The sequence below is a fragment of the Microbispora sitophila genome (assembly GCF_014892245.1).
Lineage (GTDB): Bacteria > Actinomycetota > Actinomycetes > Streptosporangiales > Streptosporangiaceae > Microbispora > Microbispora siamensis.
Genome location: NZ_JADBGC010000016.1, coordinates 103930 through 119584, shown reverse-complemented (window position 1 = coordinate 119584; position 15655 = coordinate 103930). Strand labels below are relative to the sequence as shown.

Sequence of the window (15655 nt, the reverse complement as noted above, 5' to 3'; positions counted from 1 at the left end):
GCGTGCGGCCGTCACCGTCGGACCCGACCGGATGACCACCAGACCTTTCGAGAGGATCGTCATGCAGCCGGACACCGACACCCGCGCCACCACCCGCAAGCCGCTCCGGGACGTTCGCGGCTTCTGGCGGGTGCTGCTCGCCGTCGTCGCCCCGCTCCCCATGCTCGGCATGGGAATCCACTACATCCTGAGCCCCGTGGACGGCGGTGAGTCGTTCGAGGCCACGGTCGCGGCGTACGCGGCCCACGAGCAGACCGCGGGCGCGATCCGATGGTTCGCCCTGCCGTTCCTGGTCGGGCTGATCCCGGCCACCTTCGCCGTGGCCTGGGTGGCCCGTCGCGGCGCTCCCAGGCTCACCACGGCGGGGGCGCTCCTCGCGCTGCTCGGCGATCTGGCCGGCTTCCCCCTGATCCGCGGCGGCGACGACCTCGCGTACCTGACGGCGACGAGGCACTTCGATGTGGCGACCACGTCGAGGATTCAGAACGCGCTCGAGGACGACCCCGTACAGCTGGTGGCGGGCCTGCTGTTCATCGTGGGCATCGTCGTCGGCCTGCTGCTGCTCGGCCTCGCGCTCTGGCGCAGCGGCGCGGCGCCCGCCTGGATGGGCATCGTCCTCGCGGCCGGCGGGTTCACGCACCCGTTCATGCCCGGACACGTCGCGTCGGGCATCGGCCTCGTGGCCGCGGCCGTGGGCTTCGCCGGCGCCTCCGTCGCCCTGCTGCGGATGCGCGACGACGAGTTCGACCTGCCCCCGGCCAGGCCCGCCACACGCGCCTGACTACACCGCCTGACCACTTCCGTTCCGGGCACGACCCCGGCCTCCGCTCGGCCCGCAGGGCCCAGCGCTCGCCGGGGCATCCGCTCAGCCGGTCCTGCGGGCCTTTCTTCGACGGGCCAGCTCGTCCGCCGGATGGTCCCCCTCCGCATCCGGAGCGGCCTCCGCGCGCTCGCCCGGAAGCTCGGCCAGCGATCCCTCGACCTCCCGCCAGACCCGCCCCAGCGCGATGCCGAACACGCCCTGGCCGCCCTGCAGCAGGTCGATCACCTCGTCGGCACTCGTGCACTCGTAGACGCTCACGCCGTCGCTCATCAAAGTGATCTGGGCCAGGTCGTTGACGCCGCGGTCGCGCAGATGCCGTACGGCGGTGCGTATCTGCTGCAGGGAGACCCCCGTGTCCAGGAGACGTTTGACGACCTTCAGGACGAGGATGTCGCGGAAGCTGTACAGTCGCTGGGACCCGGATCCCTGGGCGGCCCTTATCGTCGGGAGCACCAGTTCGGTCCGGGCCCAGTAGTCGAGCTGCCGGTAGGTGATCCCGGCCGCCGCGCACGCCGTGGGCCCGCGGTATCCGATGCCCTGGGGCAGCGCCGTCGGCTGCTCGTCGAACAGCAGACCCTGTTCGCCGGCGCGCTCACGCGCCGCCTGCCGAACCGGGTCGTGCTGGCCGGCCGACTTACCCTCGCCGCTGCTGACCGCCACTGCGGACCTCCGGCTTTCTCTCATCCCACGGTCTGATCTGGGGGTTCGTGAATTACAACCGTGGTTTCCCTTGCACCGTAGGACCGGGGCCATCGTCAGTCAACGACCCCGTCCGGCGCGTCGTGAAGCGTAATCTCCCGAAATCGTCCGGCACGTCAGCCCGCCCGGCCGAAGTCTTCCGGTGTGATTTTGTCCAGGAACTCGCGGAACTTTTCCACTTCGTCTTCCTGGTCGTCGGGCATGCTCACGCCCGCCTCCTGGATCACGTCCTCACTCGCGTAGATCGTCGCGCCCGTACGCAACGCCAGCGCGATCGAGTCCGAAGGACGGGCGCTGACCTCCACGCCGTTGGAGAAGACCAGATCGGCGAAGAAGATTCCATCGCGGAGGGCGACGATGTTGACGGTGCGCAACCGCACCCCCAAGGCCTCAAGAACGTCACGGAACAAGTCGTGGGTCAGCGGCCTGGGCGGCGGCTCCTCCGCCTGGGCCAACGCGATAGCGGTCGCCTCGGTCATGCCTATCCAGATCGGCAGATACCGATCACCGCTCGTCTCCTTCAGGAGAACGATCGGCTGGTTGGTGGGCATCTCAACGCGAACCCCCACGACCTCCATCTGCAACACGGGCGGCTCCGTCTCAAGCGTCGCGGCATATCACCAGGCATTCAACGTAACACCCACGGAGGTGCGGATGTGCCGGTCACCGCCCCAGAACGCCGCGAACACTCCCACGCAGTAACGCATTGTGCAGTTCCTGGAGAAGTCCGGAGATCTCCCGGGCGGTCTCGTCCGCCTCCGCGATCGCTCCCGGCGCCTTGCGCCGCAGCAGCGGGGCCACCGCCTGCTCGATCAGACCGGCCTCCCGCTCCACCGCGGCGCGGATCGCCCTCAGGTGCCGCGCCTGCAGGCCGAAGCGCGCCAGCGCCCCCACGCTGCGCGCGACCTCCAGCGCCTCCCCGTCGTACCGGCGCGCCACGGGAGCGACCAGGCCGAAACTCTCCATCTCGGCCAGGGTCTCCTCGTCGATGCCGGCGGCCTCGATGAACTCCTCCCGGCTGAGGCGCACGGGCGGGGCGCCGGCGGACACGGCGTGCGGACGCGCCGCCTGCTCGTCCAGCTGATCCTTGATCACCCGGAGCGGCAGGTATTGGTCACGCTGCGCACGCAGGATGTACCGCAGGCGCTCGACGTCGTTGTAGGTGAACTTGCGGTACCCCGACGGGCTCCGCTGGGGCTCGATCAGCCCCTCACCCTCCAGAAACCGGATCTTGGAGACGGTCACGTCCGGGAACTCGCCCTGCAGCAGGGCGAGCACCTCCCCGATGCTCATGAACGCCCGTACGGCCTGCGCGCTCATGACTCCTCCTCCTCACCGATCACAGCCCTCCGGGACCACGCGTGAGGAACACCAGCCGGAACTTGCCGATCTGCACCTCGTCGCCGCCCTGCAACGGGGACTCCTCGATGCGCTCCCGGTTGACGTAGGTGCCGTTGAGGCTGCCCACGTCACGCACGGTGAACTGGCCGCCGCGCCGGTAGAACTCCACGTGTCTCCTGGACACGGTCACATCGTCCAGGAAAATGTCGCTTTCCGGGTGGCGACCCGCCGTAGTGAGGTCGCTGTCGAGCAGAAATCGGCTGCCCGCGTTCGGGCCCCGCATGACCACCAGAAGAGCCGTGCCGGGCGGCAACTGCTCGACCGCGGCTCTGTCCGGCAGAAGCGTCTGGCCCGTCTCCGCCTCAAGCGCCTCGAGTGAGATCGTCGAGGTCGTATCGGCTGCGACGGGCGCCGGAGCGCTCAGCGGCGAACCGCATCGTGAACAGAAACGGGCATCCTCGGGGTTGGCATGACCGCACTGCGTGCAGTAGACGCTGGGCATCGAACGGCTCGGCCTCTCTCACGACTTGCTCTAGGACTAGCTCAAACTGCGAATGCCGCAACTTACGCTGATCAGGCACAAAGGTCAAGACCGCGGCTGGGCGTGGACTGACCAACGCTACAGCCAGCGGAGGTTCAAGGTCCATCCCGCCACACAGTGTTCATTGGCCTCGCCTCCGGCAAGCCCGGCTCGGGGCGCCTTCAGGCGGCTCCTTCCCTCGTCGTTCGGAAGCTCGTTCCTCGCTTCCTCTCTCCTCAGTCCAGTCGCCGCCGCGCCCCTCGCGTGACGGTTGCGCGCCGTAAACCTCGCATGGGGCAGCCGCTTCGCGGGACGGTTGCGCGCCGTATCCGAAGGGATATCAGTGGGCGCCGGCGGCCTGTTCGACGACGTGGGCCCAGCGCTCCAGGAGGGCCTGGGCGGTGTCCATGTCGTGGCCCTCGGCCCACAGGTGGGTGACGGCCTCGGCGGGGTCGGGCAGGACGAGGGCCCAGCTTCCGTCGTCCTCCACGACGCGGACGCCGTCGGTGGTGTCCAGGCGATGGCCCTCGGCCGCCTCGACGACCGAGCGCATCACGGCCCCCTTGTGCGCCCAGGGCGTGGGAACGGTCCGCTTGAGCAGCTTGGCCTCCGGGATGCGGGCGTCGATCTGGCTGAGCGACAGCCGCGTGCGCGCCACAAGGCCGAGCAGGCGCAGGAACACCGCCAGGCCGTCCACGGTGGGCGCGAACTCCGGGACGATGAAGCCGCCCCTCCCGTCGCCGGCGAAGATCGTGTCAGGGTGCCTGGCGGCCCGCGTCAGAGTGTCGAGGCTCGTGGCCGTCCAGTCGACCTGCACGCCGTGGAAGCGGCACACCATCTCCGCCACCCGGGTCGTGGTGACCGGCAGGGCCACCCGGCCGCCCCGGCGCTCGGCCGCCACCAGGTCGAGCACGACGAGCAGCGCCCGTTCCTCGCTGATCAGCTGGCCCATCTCGTCCACCAGGGAGACCCGCTCCCCCACCGGGTCGAACCGTACGCCGAAGGCGGCCCGCGCCGAGGCCACCAGCTCCGCCAGGCGCTGCAGGTCGCGGCGGCGCTCGGCGAGCGTCTCGGTCGGCGAGGCGTCGTCGAGGCGGTTGTTCACGGTGAGCACGTCGACCCCGGCCCGGCCCAGCAGGCTCGGCAGCACGAGCGAGGAGGTGCCGCCCGCGCAGTCGACCACGACCTTCATCTCGGTGTCCTTCACCCCGGACATGTCGATGCAGGCCAGCAACTCCCGGGCGTACGTGTCCACGGCGCGGGCGGGGAAGGTCAGCTCGGCGATCTCGCCGGGGAAGGCCCGCCGATACTCCTGCCGGGAGAAGACCCGCTCCAGCTTGCGCTGGGCCGCCTGGGACAGGTCGGCCCCCGTCTCGTCCATGAAGACGATGTCGACGCTCTGGGGGTCGCCCGCCGTGGTGCGCAGGGCGATGCCGCCCCTGACGTTCTCCCGCGAGGTGTTGAACCTGGCCACCGGCAGGGCGGCGGCCTCCAGGTCGACCACGTTGATCGCGCTGGAGTTCAGCGCGCTGATCACCGCCCGCTTGAGCGCCCGCGCCGCGCGCGAGGCGTCGCGGGAGGTGACGACCGTGTCGCCCTTGCGCAGCGTCGTGGCGTACGCACTGGCCAGCCGTACGCACAGCTCCGGGGTGATCTCGACGTTGACCAGCCCGGAGACCCCTCGGGGGCCGAACAGGCTGCGCTGGCCGCGCGACTCCCAGATGACGCTGGTGTTGACGACCGTGCCCGCCTCGATCGTCTTGAACGGGTAGATCTTCACGCCGGAGGAGACGTACGCCTCGGCCTCGATGACGCACTCGTCGCCGACGACGGCGTTCTCCTCGATCCTGGCGCCGGTCATCACGTCGGTGTTCTTGCCGATCACACAGCCGCGCAGGTGGGCGGCCGGACCGACGTACACGTTGTCGCTGACCACGGCGCGGTGCAGGAACGCGCCCTCCTTGACGACGGCGTTGCTGCCGAGCACGGTGTACTCCCGCAGTTCGGCGCCGGCCTCGACCTTGGCGTAGTCGCCGATGTAGAGGGGGCCCTTGAGCACGGCCTCGGGGTCCACCGACGCGCCCTCGGCGGCCCACACGCCGGGGGCCAGTTCGAACGCGTCGAAGTCGACCTTGACCTTGCCCTCCAGCACGTCGGCCTGGGCCTTGAGGTAGCTCTCGTGCGTGCCGACGTCCTCCCAGTAGCCCTCGGCCACGTAGCCGAACAGCCGGCACCCCCGTTCGAGCATCTCGGGGAAGATGTCGGACGACCAGTCGACCGACTGGGCGGGGGCGATCTCGTCGAGGACCGACGGCTCCATGATGTAGATGCCGGTGTTGACCGTGTCGGAGAACACCTGGCCCCAGGTGGGCTTCTCCAGGAAGCGCTGGATGCGGCCGCTCTCGTCCACGATGATGATCCCGAACTCCAGCGGGTTGGGCACGCGCTTGAGCCCGATGGTGACCAGCGCCCGGTTCTCGCGGTGGAAGCGGAGCATGTCGGTCAGGTCGATGTCGGTGAGCGCGTCGCCGGAGATGACCAGGAAGCGGTCGTCGCGGAGCTTGTCGGCGGCGTTCTTCACGCTGCCGGCCGTCCCGAGGGGGACCTCCTCGGTGGCGTAGTGCAAGGTCATGCCCAGCTCGTCGCCGTCGCCGAAATAGTTGCGGATCAGCGCGGCCAGGAACTGCACGGTCACCACGGTCTCGGTGAACCCGTGCCGCTTCAGCAGCCGGAGCACGTGTTCCATGATCGGCCGGTTGATGATGGGGAGCAGGGGCTTGGGCTGGTTCGCGGTCATCGGCCGCAGCCGTGTCCCCTCCCCGCCCGCCATGACGACGGCCTTCACGGGTCACCCCTTCGTTAGCTGGCGCACCTGTACGACATACAACACCCCCGCCCACCAATACAGACCAGTTCCCCAGATGGCGAAGGCCCATCCGAAGATCGCGGCAATCTCGGCGTACCACCCCTCATGGGAGGCGAGGAACAGCAGCGGGAAGGCGTACATCAGGGCGGCGGTGCCGGCCTTGCCGAGGAAGTGGACGGGCAGCGCCGGGCCGTAGCCGTGCCGCCGCAGCACGGGCGGCATCCACAGCAGCAGTACGTCGCGCAGCGGCACCGCGAGCGCCAGCCACCAGGGGACGGCGCCTCGCAACACCAGGCCGATCAGTGTGGCGAGGATGTAGAGCCGGTCGGCGAGCGGGTCGATGAGCCGGCCCAGCCTGCTGATCTGGTTCCAGGCACGGGCGAGCTTGCCGTCGAGCCAGTCGCTGAAGCCCGCGAGCGCCAGCAGCGCGATGGCCCACCCGTCGGCGTGGGGACCCAGCACGAGCCAGAGGAAGACGGGGACGCCGAGCAGCCGCAGGGCGCTCAGCAGGTTGGGCACCGTCCAGATCCGGTCCTCGGCAGCGTTCACGCCCCAGACCCTACATGCCACTCCCCCGGTCGCTCCGGGCAGGAGCCACGGGGTTGAACCCATTGTCGACCAAGCCGAACCGGTGCGCCATCACCGCCGCCTGGGTGCGGTTGCGCAACCCCAGCTTCTCGATGAGCGCGGCGACGTGGCTCTTGACCGTCGTGACCCCCACGTGCAGCCGGTCGGCGATCTCGGCGTTGGACAGGCCCACCCCGACCAGGGTGAGCACCTGCGCCTCACGCTCGGTGAGGCCGGGCGGAAGCGGCACCGCCTGCCGCTCGGCCGCCAGGGCCCGTTCCACCACGCGCCGCAGCACCGACGGCGCGAGCGGGGGCTCCCCCGTCGCGGCCCGCCGCACCGACTCGACCATCCGGGCAGGCGGGTCGTCCTTGACCAGGAACCCGAGCGCGCCCGCGCCCAGCGCGGCGTAGAGGTTCTCGTCCTCGGAGAACGTGGTGAGCACGACGATCCGGGCGGACGGCTGGGCGGCGAGGATCCTGCGGGTGGCCTCCAGGCCGTCGACGCGTGGCATCCGCAGGTCCATCAGCACCACGTCGGGGCGGTGCCGCTCGGCCAGCCGTACGGCCTCGGCCCCGTCGGCGGCCTCCCCGCACACCTCCATGTCGCCGGCCGCCTCCAGCATCATCCGGACGCCCGCCCGCACCAGGGCCTGGTCGTCGGCGACCACGACGCGGATCACGCGAACCTCCCCGCCATGCGGCAATCCGACCGGCTCTCGCGCGGGACCGGCAGCGAGGCGGTCAGCCGCCAGCCGCCGCCCTCGGCCGGGCCCGCGGTGACGTGCCCGCCGAAGGCGCGGGCCCGTTCCCGCATGCCCGCGATGCCGTGGCCGTGGGACGGCAGCACGTCCGGGGGACCGGACGTGCCGGGGCCGTTGCGCACCTCGACCGTGAGCGCGTCCGGGCGCATCGCCACATCGACCTCCGCGCGGGCCCCCGGCCCGGCGTGCTTGAGCACGTTCGTCAGCCCTTCCTGGACGATCCTCGCCGCCGACGCCCGCACCACCAGCGGGGCCCGTTCCGCCTCGGGCGCAAGACGCAGGTCCACCCGAAGGCCTGCCGCCGACATCCGGGACACGGCGTCGCGCAGCACGTCGCCGGGGTCGGCCAGCATGTTCGCGAGCATGAGATCGGAACCCAGTGCCTCTTCCGGGTCGCGCAGCACGGCCAGCAGCCCGCGCAGGTCCTCCAGCACGCGGTGGCCGGTGTCCCTGATGTCGGCCAGCGCCTCGGCGGCCGGGCCGTCGGCCCCCGCGTACTGCGCCGCGCTCGCCCGCAGCACCATCGCCCCCACGTGGTGGGCCACGATGTCGTGGACCTCGCGGGCGATCCGCTCCCGCTCCGCGAGACGGCCGGCCCTGGCCCGCTCCGCTGCCAGTTCGGCGGCGTGCCTGGCCTGGGCCTGCCGCACGCCCACGTACCGGCCGATCGCCACGGGCGCGGTCACCATCGTCATCAACGCCACCACCCGGAACGGGGTGACGTCGGTGGGATCGTCCACGACCACGATCGCGGCGACCGAGCAGGTCAGGGCGTACGCCGCGGCGACCCACGGCCAGGTGGCGCGGGTCGCGAACACGCCGAGGGCCACCAGTGCGAGCAGCTGCAGGCTGTTGCCGGTCCTCGGGACGTACTGGTCGGCCACGACCAGCCCGAGGCTCTCCAGCAGCAGCACCGCGCCGGGCAGGTGCCGCACGACGCCCAGCGCGAGCCCCGCGAACATCACCCCGAGCGCGACCGCCCACACGGGCGGCTCACCGCCGTGCCAGTACGGCCAGGTGGTCAGCACCGACAGCGCCATCCCGCCGCCGGCGAGGAGCACGTCGAGCAGCGGCGCGGGGTCCTCCTTGCGGCGTCCCTCCTGGCCGCGCAGGTAGCGGCCGACCAGCACCGGGGCGGCGATCAGGCCGACGGAGTAGAACCACGTGTTCCTCGTGAGGGCGATGCCGGGGTCGGCGAGGTTCACGGCCGTCGCGACGGAGGCGAGCACGGCGACCGGCGCCGTCCAGCCCCAGCCGCGCGACCTGGCCAGCACGCCCACCGAGATCGGCAGCAGGACCTGCAGGGTGTCGACGGTGAACGCGCCGATCTGGTCGCAGACCACCAGCAGCACGGACATGTAGACGGCCACCGGGCCGGGCCATCGGCGCACCAGGCCCATCGGCAGCCCGGCCAGCAGAGCGAAGCCCATCCCCACCCACACCGGGGCAGGGCCGCTCCGTCCGCTCCAGGAACCGGCGCTGACGAGCACGTCGAGCCCGGTCCCGCACAACGCCAGGCCGATGTCGAGGGCCGTGCCGCGCGAGAGCGCGAAGGGCCTGCCGGTGAAGGGACGCTGAATGACGAGCCGGCGTGTCGAGGGCCACCGCATGAGGGAACGCTACCGCCCGCCCGCGCGGAGGCCGGTCCTCCGTTGGGAGGACGCTTCTCCTCCTTCTGGCCGGACCCGCCCGCCGAAGGGCCGTACACGCTGATCCACCCGGCCGCCAGGTCGGTCCGGACGGCGGGCGGTCCGGGCGGTCGCGCGGCCCTAGCGTCACCGCATGGCCAACGAAACAGCGATCTTCTTCGGGCAGTTCCTGCGCTCCCCCGCCGTGACCGGGGCGGTCGCGCCCAGCTCACGGCGGTTGTCGGAGGCGGTGTGCGTGCCGGTGCCGGAGCGCGGCGACCCCGTCGTGGTCGAGCTGGGGCCGGGCACCGGTCCCTTCACCGCCGAGATCCAGCGCCGCATCGGCGGGCGGGGGCGGCACCTGGCGGTCGAGATCAATCCGCGGCTGGCCGGCCACCTCGGCGCCCGCTACCCGGGGGTCGAGCTCGTGGTCGACAACGCCGCACGGCTGCCCGAGCTGCTCGCCGGCCGGGGCGTGGCCGCCGCCGACGTGATCGTGAGCGGGCTGCCCTGGGCGGCGTTCCCCCCCAGCCACCAGGCGGAGCTGCTGCGGGCCGTGGTCGCCTCGCTCGCGCCCGGAGGCGCGTTCACGACGTTCTCCTACGTCCACGCCCGCGCCCTGCCCGCGGCCCTGCGGTTCCGCCGCAGGCTGGGCGAGGCGTTCGAGGAGGTGGTGGCCGGGCGCACGGTGTGGCGGAACCTGCCGCCCGCCTTCGTCTACCACGCGCGCCGCCCCCGCCGGTGATCTCGCAGCCCGCCGAATGGCGTTCTAGAGTGGCGGGCATGGACTTCACGCTGCCGGAGAGCGCGCAGGCGGTACGCCGGGGCATCGCGGACATCTGCTCGCGATACGACATGGACTACTGGCAGCGCTGCGAATCGGACAAGCGCTGGCCCGAGGAGGTGTGGGCCGAGCTGGCCAAGGGCGGCTGGCTCGGCCTGGCCGTGCCCGAGGAGTACGGCGGGGCCGGACAGGGCCTGCTGGAGCTGGCCGTGGCCACCGAGACCCTGTCGGCCTCCGGCTCCGCCGGCGGTTCGGCGTTCATGTACGTGCTGACGCCGGGGTTCGGGGCGCTCACGCTGGCCAGGCACGGCTCGGCCGAGCAGAAGGCCGCGCTGCTGCCGAAGCTGGCGACGGGAGAGATCGAGACCTGCTTCGCGCTGACCGAGCCCGACGCCGGGTCCAACTCCCTGGCGATCTCGACCTTCGCCCGCAGGGACGGCGACGACTTCGTCGTGAACGGCCAGAAGGTCTGGATCACCGGGGTCCAGCGGGCCGCCTGGATGCTGCTCGTCACCCGGACGATCCCGGCGGCCCAGGCCAAGCCGCGCAGCGACGGGCTGACGGTGTTCCTGGTGAACGTGCCGGAGGCCGTGGCGGCGGGGCGGCTGTCCTACCGGCCGATCCCCAAGATGGGCGCGAACACCACGCCGTCCAACATGGTCTTCATCGACGACCTGCGACTGCCCGCCTCCAGCGTGCTCGGCGAGGTGGACCGGGGGGTGGCCGTGCTGTGGGACGTGCTGAACCCCGAGCGGATCCTGCTGGCGGCCAGTGCGCTCGGCGGGGCCGAGGTGGCGCTGCGGGTGGGCGTGGACTACGCCAAGCAGCGGGAGGTCTTCGGCCGGCCCATCGGGGCCAACCAGGCCATCGCGTTCCCGCTGGCGCAGGTCAAGGCCAAGATCGAACTGGCCAGGCTGATGCTGTACAAGGCGGCATGGTCGTTCGACAACGGTCTGCCCTGCGGCACGGAGGCCAACATCGCCAAGCTGACGGCCTCGCAGGCCGCCTGGGAGGCCGCCGACGCCGCCTTCCAGACCCACGGGGGCATGGCGTACTCGCTGGAGTACCCCGTCGCGCGGCTGCTGGCCGACGCCAGGATCGGCCGGATCGCGCCGGTGACCGAGGAACTGCTGCTCAACTACCTGGCCACTCAGGTGCTCGGCCTGCCCAGGAGCTTCTGACCGCTTCCGGCCGCTTGCGCGCCGCCCCGGCGGGGCACGTACTTGAGGCAGCGGAAGGAGTCACACATGCGCGGTCCGTACGCCAGCACGATGATCAGCGCGGACGCCGGGGACGTCTGGGGGTATGTGCGCGAGTTCGGCAACCTCCACGAGTGGCTGCCGGGCGTGTCCGCCTGCGCGATCGAGGACGGCGCGCCGCTCGCCCCGGGGGTCGTGCGGCGGGTCGAGGGGTCGGGCGGGGTGTTCCGCGAGCGGTTGCTGACCCTCGACGACGAGGCCCGCACGCTGACGTACACCACCATCGAGTCCCCGCTGCCCATGCGCGACTACCACGCGACCTGCCGGGTCGCCCCGGTGACCGACTCCGGGCAGGCGTTCGTGGAGTGGTACGCGAGCTTCGAGGCCGACGACCCGGAGAAGATCGCCAAGATCCTCACCCGGGGCGTCTTCGTCCCCGGCCTGGAGTCGCTGCGCAAGCGCTTCAGCTAGGCCTGAACCGGGGCGGGCGCTTCTCCCGCAGGGCCAGCACGCCCTCGGCGGCGTCGGGGCCGGTGAAGCCGAGGAACTCCATGGCCAGCGAGGCGTCGAACGACGGCCCCGCCATGCGCAGCCAGTTGTTCAGCGCGTACTTGGTCAGCCGGATCGCCTCGGCCGACCCGGCGGCCAGCCGCGTCGCGACGTCCAGCGCCCTGTCGTGGACCTGGTCGTCGTCGACGCACAGGCTCACGAGCCCCATCGCCTCGGCCTGCTCGCCGGTGACCGGCTCGCACAGCAGGAGGTGATACTTGGCCTTGGCCATCCCGCACAGCAGCGGCCAGACGATCGCCGCGTGGTCGCCCGCCGCGACGCCGAGCCGGGTGTGGCCGTCGATGATGCGGGCCGTCCGCCCGGCCACCGAGATGTCGGCCAGCAGCGCGACGGCGAGCCCCGCCCCCACCGCGGGGCCCTGGATGGCCGAGACGACAGGCTTCGAGCAGTTGAGCACGTTGTAGACGATGTCGCGGGCCTCGGCGAAGACCTCCAGTCGGGTGGCGTGGTCGCGGGTCATCTCCTCGATCATCGACAGGTCGCCGCCCGCCGAGAACGCCTCGCCCTCTCCGCGCACGATCACCGCCCTGACGTCGTCGTCGCGGTCCACGTCGCGCCAGATCTCGGCCAGCTCACGGTGACCGGTGCGGTCCACGGCGTTGCGCCGGGACGGCTCGCTGATCACGACGCGCAGGACGCCGTCCGCCGCCCAGTCGATCTTCAGCTTCTCGTACTCCCTCACGACGCGGCCCACCGTCCGTCGGGCAGGCGCAGCGCGTCCCTGATCCTGGCGGCGAGGAAGTCGCGGCCCTCCAGCGCCTGGTCGAAGAACCCGGGCAGGCCGAGGAAGCCGTGCAGCGCGCCCTCGAAGCAGCGGTGCTCCACGGGGACGCCCGCCTCGGCGAGCGCGCGCGCGTAGGCCGCACCCTCGTCGCACAGCGGGTCGCACTCCGCCGTGATCACCGTCGCGGGCGCCAGGCCCGACTTGTCCGGCAGGTGGATCGGCGCGAGACGGGGGTCGCGGGGGTCGGCGCCGGCGGCGTACTGCTCGATGAACCACCTCATCTCCGCCGCGTCGAGCCCGAACCCCTTCCCGTACGCCTCGTAGCTGGGCGTGTCGGTGGCGACGTCGGTGACCGGGCAGATCAGCGCCTGGTGGGCGAGGCGGAGCCCGGCGTCCCTGGCCAGCCAGGCCGCCACCGCCGCGAGGTTGCCCCCGGCGCTGTCGCCGACGACCGCCACCCTGCGCGCGTCCGCGCCGTAGAACGCGGGGCGGGTGTGCACGTCGCGGACCACGCCGAAGGCGTCCTCGGCGGCCGCGGGGAACGGGTGCTCGGGCGCGAGGCGGTAGTCCACCGAGACGACGACCGCTCCGGTCCTGTGGGCGAGGTCGCGGCCCAGGGCGTCGTTGCGCTCGACGCTGCCGAAGACCCAGCCGCCGCCGTGGAAGTAGACGAGCGCCGGCAGCGGATGCTCGCCCGGCTCGGGGCGGTAGATCCGGACCGGCACCCCGGCCGCCGTCTCGTCCCTGACCACCGGCAGGCCGATCCTCGGCCCGCGCTGCTCGACCATCCCGTCCAGGGACCGCAGCTCGGCGATCCGCGCGCGGGTGAGGGAGGCGAGGTCGACGCCGAGATCCGAGGGGAACAGCTTGAGATAGGCCTCCGCCTGGGGATGCAACGCCATGCCCCGCACAGTAACAGCGGGCGCCGACACAACCGCCGAAGCGGCCGCACCGCGCTCTCCCGGCCGGCAAGCCGCCCGCGCCGCCTCCGGGACACCGGTCCGTACGGGGTCAGGGACGGGCCGCGTCCACCAGGGCCTCGACCAGGCGGTTGTCCGCGCCACGCTCGGGGTGCCACTGGACGCCGACCGCGAACCTGTGCCCCTGGAGTTCGACGGCCTCGACGATCTGGTCGTCCGCCCACGCAACCGCGATCAGGCCGGTGCCGAGCCGCCGGACGGCCCGGCGGTGCGCGCCGATCACCTCCGCGCGGTCGCCCACGGCCTTGCCGACCCTGCTCGACACACTGACGGTGACCACGTGCGCGGCCGTCTCGTGACGGTCGTGGCCGACGGCCTCCCGCAGGGACGTGATCAGCGTGCCGCCCTGGGCGACGTTGAGCACGTGCATGCCGCGCGAGATCGCCAGCAGCGGCACGTCCGCCTCCACCGCCGCCTGCGCCAGCGCGGTCTCGAACCGGTCGCGCTGGGGCTGCGGCCCGCCGAGCCCGTCGTCGTCCTGCTCCCCCGCCGGGGCCTCGCCGTACAGCGCCGGATCGATCTCGACGCCCCCGGCGAGGATGACCGCGTCCAGGCGGCGCACGTAGTCGCCGGCGGACACGGGGCTCAGCGGCGGCAGCAGGACGGGCGCGCCGCCCGCCTTCTCCACCGCGCGCGCGTACGCCTGGGGCGAGACCGCCGCCTCACGAACCCACGTGCCCCAGCGCGCGGCCTCGAGATAGGTGGTGATGCCGACGATGGGACGCGCCATGGCCATCTCCTGGGGGTGTGCGAGCAGGCAGGCCCATCATGGCGCAGATCGTTTTCCTTTTTGTCAATTTTCACATCAGTCACACCAGTCACAGCAGCAACATCACGAAAAATAACGAAGTGTTTACAGTCGGTTGCCTTGCGGGGAATCGGTTGTGACGCCCGAGAGCGAGTGGAACACTCCCCGTTGAGCGATCGGTTGAGCCGGGGCCGCCGGCGCTCGTCACCCGGAGCCGTCAGGGAGGTGGATCGACAGACCGGAGCACGATTCCGGTCCCTAGGGTGGGACACAACTGATGCCGCTGAATCCACGCCTCGTCAAGGAGAGCTTCTCGGTCGTCGAGCCCGTCGCCGAGAAGGCCGCGGGGTACTTCTACGGACGACTGTTCACGCAGTGCCCGCACATGCGGGGCATGTTCCCGCCGGGCATGGAGGTGCAGCGCGACCGGCTCTTCAACGCGCTCACGAGGGTCGTCTGGATGCTCGACAGCCCCGAGGGGCTGGCGTCCTATCTCGCCCAGCTCGGGCGGGATCATCGCAAGTACGGAGTGTCCCCCGAGCACTACACAGCCGTGGGAAGCGCACTCCTCGCCACGATCAGGCACTTCGCCGCCGAGATCTGGACCGACGAGATCGAGGCCGCCTGGACCGAGGCGTACGCCATGGCGGCGAAGATCATGATCGACGCCGCCGACGCGGAGACCACACCCCCATGGTGGCTGGCGGAGGTGACCGACCACGAGCCGCGCACCCGGGACATCGCGGTGCTCACGCTGCGGCCCTCGCAGCGCATGGACTTCGTCCCCGGGCAGTACGTCACGGTCCAGACGGCCAGATGGCCGCGCGTGTGGCGGAGGTTCTCCATCGCCAACGCGCCCCGCGCGGACGGCTCGCTGCGCCTGCACGTGCGCGCCGTGCCGGGCGGCTGGGTGAGCACGGCACTGGTCCGCCACACCCGCATCGGCGACCAGCTCCTGCTCGGCCCGCCGGTGGGCACGATGACGCCGCCCGAGTCCGACCGCGACCTCCTCTGCGTCGCCGGAGGAACCGGCCTCGCGCCGCTCAAGGCCCTCATCGAGCACGTCATCGCCTCCGGCGACCGCCCGAACATCCACCTGCTGTTCGGCGTCCGGCGCGCGTGCGACCTGTACGACATGCCGGACCTGGCGAGGATGGAGGCCGCCTTCCCCTGGCTGCGGGTCGTGCCGGTGGTCTCCGACGACCCGGCCTACGACGGAATGCGCGGCCGGCTCCCCGACGTGGTCGAGAGGTTCCACTCGTGGGCCGACCACGAGGCGTACGTCTGCGGGCCGCCCGCGATGGTGAACGAAACCGTACGGCGCCTGCAGAGCTCGGGGGTGCCGCTCGCGCGGATCCACCGGGATCCGGTGCAGAGCGAGGCTTGACCGGAACGGCGGGCGACGTCGAGAGTTTCCTGGCAGGATTCGAATCGAAAACATAA

At 71.6% G+C, this 15655-nt stretch carries 16 protein-coding genes; 5 read left to right on the top strand and 11 right to left on the bottom strand.

All coding sequences use genetic code 11. The features are described from left to right. Positions 1 to 31: 31 nt before the first annotated feature. Positions 32 to 781 carry a hypothetical protein gene (locus IL992_RS28030; RefSeq protein ID WP_193206366.1) on the top strand — a complete coding sequence of 250 codons (750 nt, stop codon included), beginning with the start codon at positions 32 to 34 and terminating at the stop codon, positions 779 to 781. 84 nt (positions 782 to 865) lie between these two features. On the opposite strand, the gene IL992_RS28025 is transcribed toward IL992_RS28030, so the two are convergent. From IL992_RS28025 to IL992_RS27990, 8 genes are all read right to left on the bottom strand, one after another. Continuing rightward, positions 866 to 1483, bottom strand: a complete 618-nt coding sequence (locus tag IL992_RS28025) for a MerR family transcriptional regulator (protein WP_030506528.1) — start codon at positions 1481 to 1483, stop codon at positions 866 to 868. 155 nt (positions 1484 to 1638) lie between these two features. Then, entirely contained in the window at positions 1639 to 2109 is a 471-nt protein-coding gene (locus IL992_RS28020) for a bifunctional nuclease family protein (protein WP_139577972.1), read from the bottom strand. A 76-nt stretch (positions 2110 to 2185) separates the two neighbouring features. Next, the gene (gene ftsR, locus IL992_RS28015) at positions 2186 to 2842 is read right to left on the bottom strand and encodes a transcriptional regulator FtsR (protein ID WP_193206365.1); all 657 of its coding nucleotides are present in this window, start codon (positions 2840 to 2842) and stop codon (positions 2186 to 2188) included. 19 nt (positions 2843 to 2861) lie between these two features. Further along, a complete protein-coding gene (locus tag IL992_RS28010; protein ID WP_079313913.1) occupies positions 2862 to 3365 on the bottom strand; it encodes an FHA domain-containing protein in 504 nt (167 codons plus the stop codon). Between the two features lie 358 nt (positions 3366 to 3723). Beyond that, positions 3724 to 6228: a sugar phosphate nucleotidyltransferase gene (locus IL992_RS28005; RefSeq protein WP_193206364.1), complete on the bottom strand. Its 2505-nt coding sequence runs from the start codon at positions 6226 to 6228 to the stop codon at positions 3724 to 3726. A gap of 3 nt (positions 6229 to 6231) precedes the next feature. After that, positions 6232 to 6798, bottom strand: coding sequence for a CDP-alcohol phosphatidyltransferase family protein (locus tag IL992_RS28000; RefSeq protein ID WP_079313915.1), 567 nt, complete (start codon positions 6796 to 6798; stop codon positions 6232 to 6234). 10 nt (positions 6799 to 6808) lie between these two features. Further along, positions 6809 to 7498 (bottom strand): response regulator, encoded by a 690-nt coding sequence (locus IL992_RS27995; protein WP_193206362.1) that lies wholly within the window; start codon positions 7496 to 7498, stop codon positions 6809 to 6811. Next, entirely contained in the window at positions 7495 to 9189 is a 1695-nt protein-coding gene (locus tag IL992_RS27990; protein WP_226873910.1) for an ATP-binding protein, read from the bottom strand. The genes IL992_RS27995 and IL992_RS27990 overlap by 4 nt, the downstream gene beginning before the upstream one ends. 172 nt (positions 9190 to 9361) lie before the next feature. On the opposite strand from IL992_RS27990, the gene IL992_RS27985 reads away from it, so the two are divergent. The 3 genes from IL992_RS27985 to IL992_RS27975 all read left to right on the top strand — a co-directional run bounded on the left by IL992_RS27985 (position 9362) and on the right by IL992_RS27975 (position 11661). Next, positions 9362 to 9952, top strand: a complete 591-nt coding sequence (locus IL992_RS27985; protein ID WP_193206361.1) for a class I SAM-dependent methyltransferase — start codon at positions 9362 to 9364, stop codon at positions 9950 to 9952. Between the two features lie 38 nt (positions 9953 to 9990). After that, the gene (locus tag IL992_RS27980; protein ID WP_193206360.1) at positions 9991 to 11172 is read left to right on the top strand and encodes an acyl-CoA dehydrogenase family protein; all 1182 of its coding nucleotides are present in this window, start codon (positions 9991 to 9993) and stop codon (positions 11170 to 11172) included. Positions 11173 to 11238: 66 nt separating this feature from the next. After that, a complete protein-coding gene (locus IL992_RS27975) occupies positions 11239 to 11661 on the top strand; it encodes an SRPBCC family protein (RefSeq protein WP_193206359.1) in 423 nt (140 codons plus the stop codon). Here IL992_RS27975 and IL992_RS27970 read toward each other — a convergent pair. From IL992_RS27970 to IL992_RS27960, 3 genes are all read right to left on the bottom strand, one after another. Beyond that, the gene (locus IL992_RS27970) at positions 11654 to 12442 is read right to left on the bottom strand and encodes an enoyl-CoA hydratase/isomerase family protein (protein WP_193206358.1); all 789 of its coding nucleotides are present in this window, start codon (positions 12440 to 12442) and stop codon (positions 11654 to 11656) included. The two genes, IL992_RS27975 and IL992_RS27970, sit on opposite strands and share 8 nt — an antisense overlap. After that, positions 12439 to 13386 (bottom strand): alpha/beta hydrolase, encoded by a 948-nt coding sequence (locus IL992_RS27965; protein WP_193206357.1) that lies wholly within the window; start codon positions 13384 to 13386, stop codon positions 12439 to 12441. Before IL992_RS27965 ends, IL992_RS27970 begins: the two co-directional genes overlap by 4 nt. A 109-nt stretch (positions 13387 to 13495) precedes the next feature. Then, the gene (locus IL992_RS27960) at positions 13496 to 14194 is read right to left on the bottom strand and encodes a gamma-glutamyl-gamma-aminobutyrate hydrolase family protein (protein ID WP_193206356.1); all 699 of its coding nucleotides are present in this window, start codon (positions 14192 to 14194) and stop codon (positions 13496 to 13498) included. A 295-nt stretch (positions 14195 to 14489) separates the two neighbouring features. Here IL992_RS27960 and IL992_RS27955 point away from each other — a divergent pair, with 295 nt between their 5' ends. Next, positions 14490 to 15599: a globin domain-containing protein gene (locus tag IL992_RS27955; protein ID WP_193206355.1), complete on the top strand. Its 1110-nt coding sequence runs from the start codon at positions 14490 to 14492 to the stop codon at positions 15597 to 15599. Positions 15600 to 15655 lie beyond the last annotated feature (56 nt).

Bases quoted from the DNA above. Each gene is read 5' to 3' on its own strand.
- IL992_RS28030 (WP_193206366.1), top strand. From the start codon at position 32: ATGACCACCAGACCTTTCGAGAGGATCGTCATGCAGCCGGACACCGAC.
- ftsR (WP_193206365.1), bottom strand. From the start codon at position 2,842: ATGAGCGCGCAGGCCGTACGGGCGTTCATGAGCATCGGGGAGGTGCTC.
- IL992_RS28010 (WP_079313913.1), bottom strand. From the start codon at position 3,365: ATGCCCAGCGTCTACTGCACGCAGTGCGGTCATGCCAACCCCGAGGAT.
- IL992_RS27990 (WP_226873910.1), bottom strand. From the start codon at position 9,189: ATGCGGTGGCCCTCGACACGCCGGCTCGTCATTCAGCGTCCCTTCACC.
- IL992_RS27985 (WP_193206361.1), top strand. From the start codon at position 9,362: ATGGCCAACGAAACAGCGATCTTCTTCGGGCAGTTCCTGCGCTCCCCC.
- IL992_RS27980 (WP_193206360.1), top strand. From the start codon at position 9,991: ATGGACTTCACGCTGCCGGAGAGCGCGCAGGCGGTACGCCGGGGCATC.
- IL992_RS27975 (WP_193206359.1), top strand. From the start codon at position 11,239: ATGCGCGGTCCGTACGCCAGCACGATGATCAGCGCGGACGCCGGGGAC.
- IL992_RS27965 (WP_193206357.1), bottom strand. From the start codon at position 13,386: ATGGCGTTGCATCCCCAGGCGGAGGCCTATCTCAAGCTGTTCCCCTCG.
- IL992_RS27960 (WP_193206356.1), bottom strand. From the start codon at position 14,194: ATGGCGCGTCCCATCGTCGGCATCACCACCTATCTCGAGGCCGCGCGC.
- IL992_RS27955 (WP_193206355.1), top strand. From the start codon at position 14,490: ATGCCGCTGAATCCACGCCTCGTCAAGGAGAGCTTCTCGGTCGTCGAG.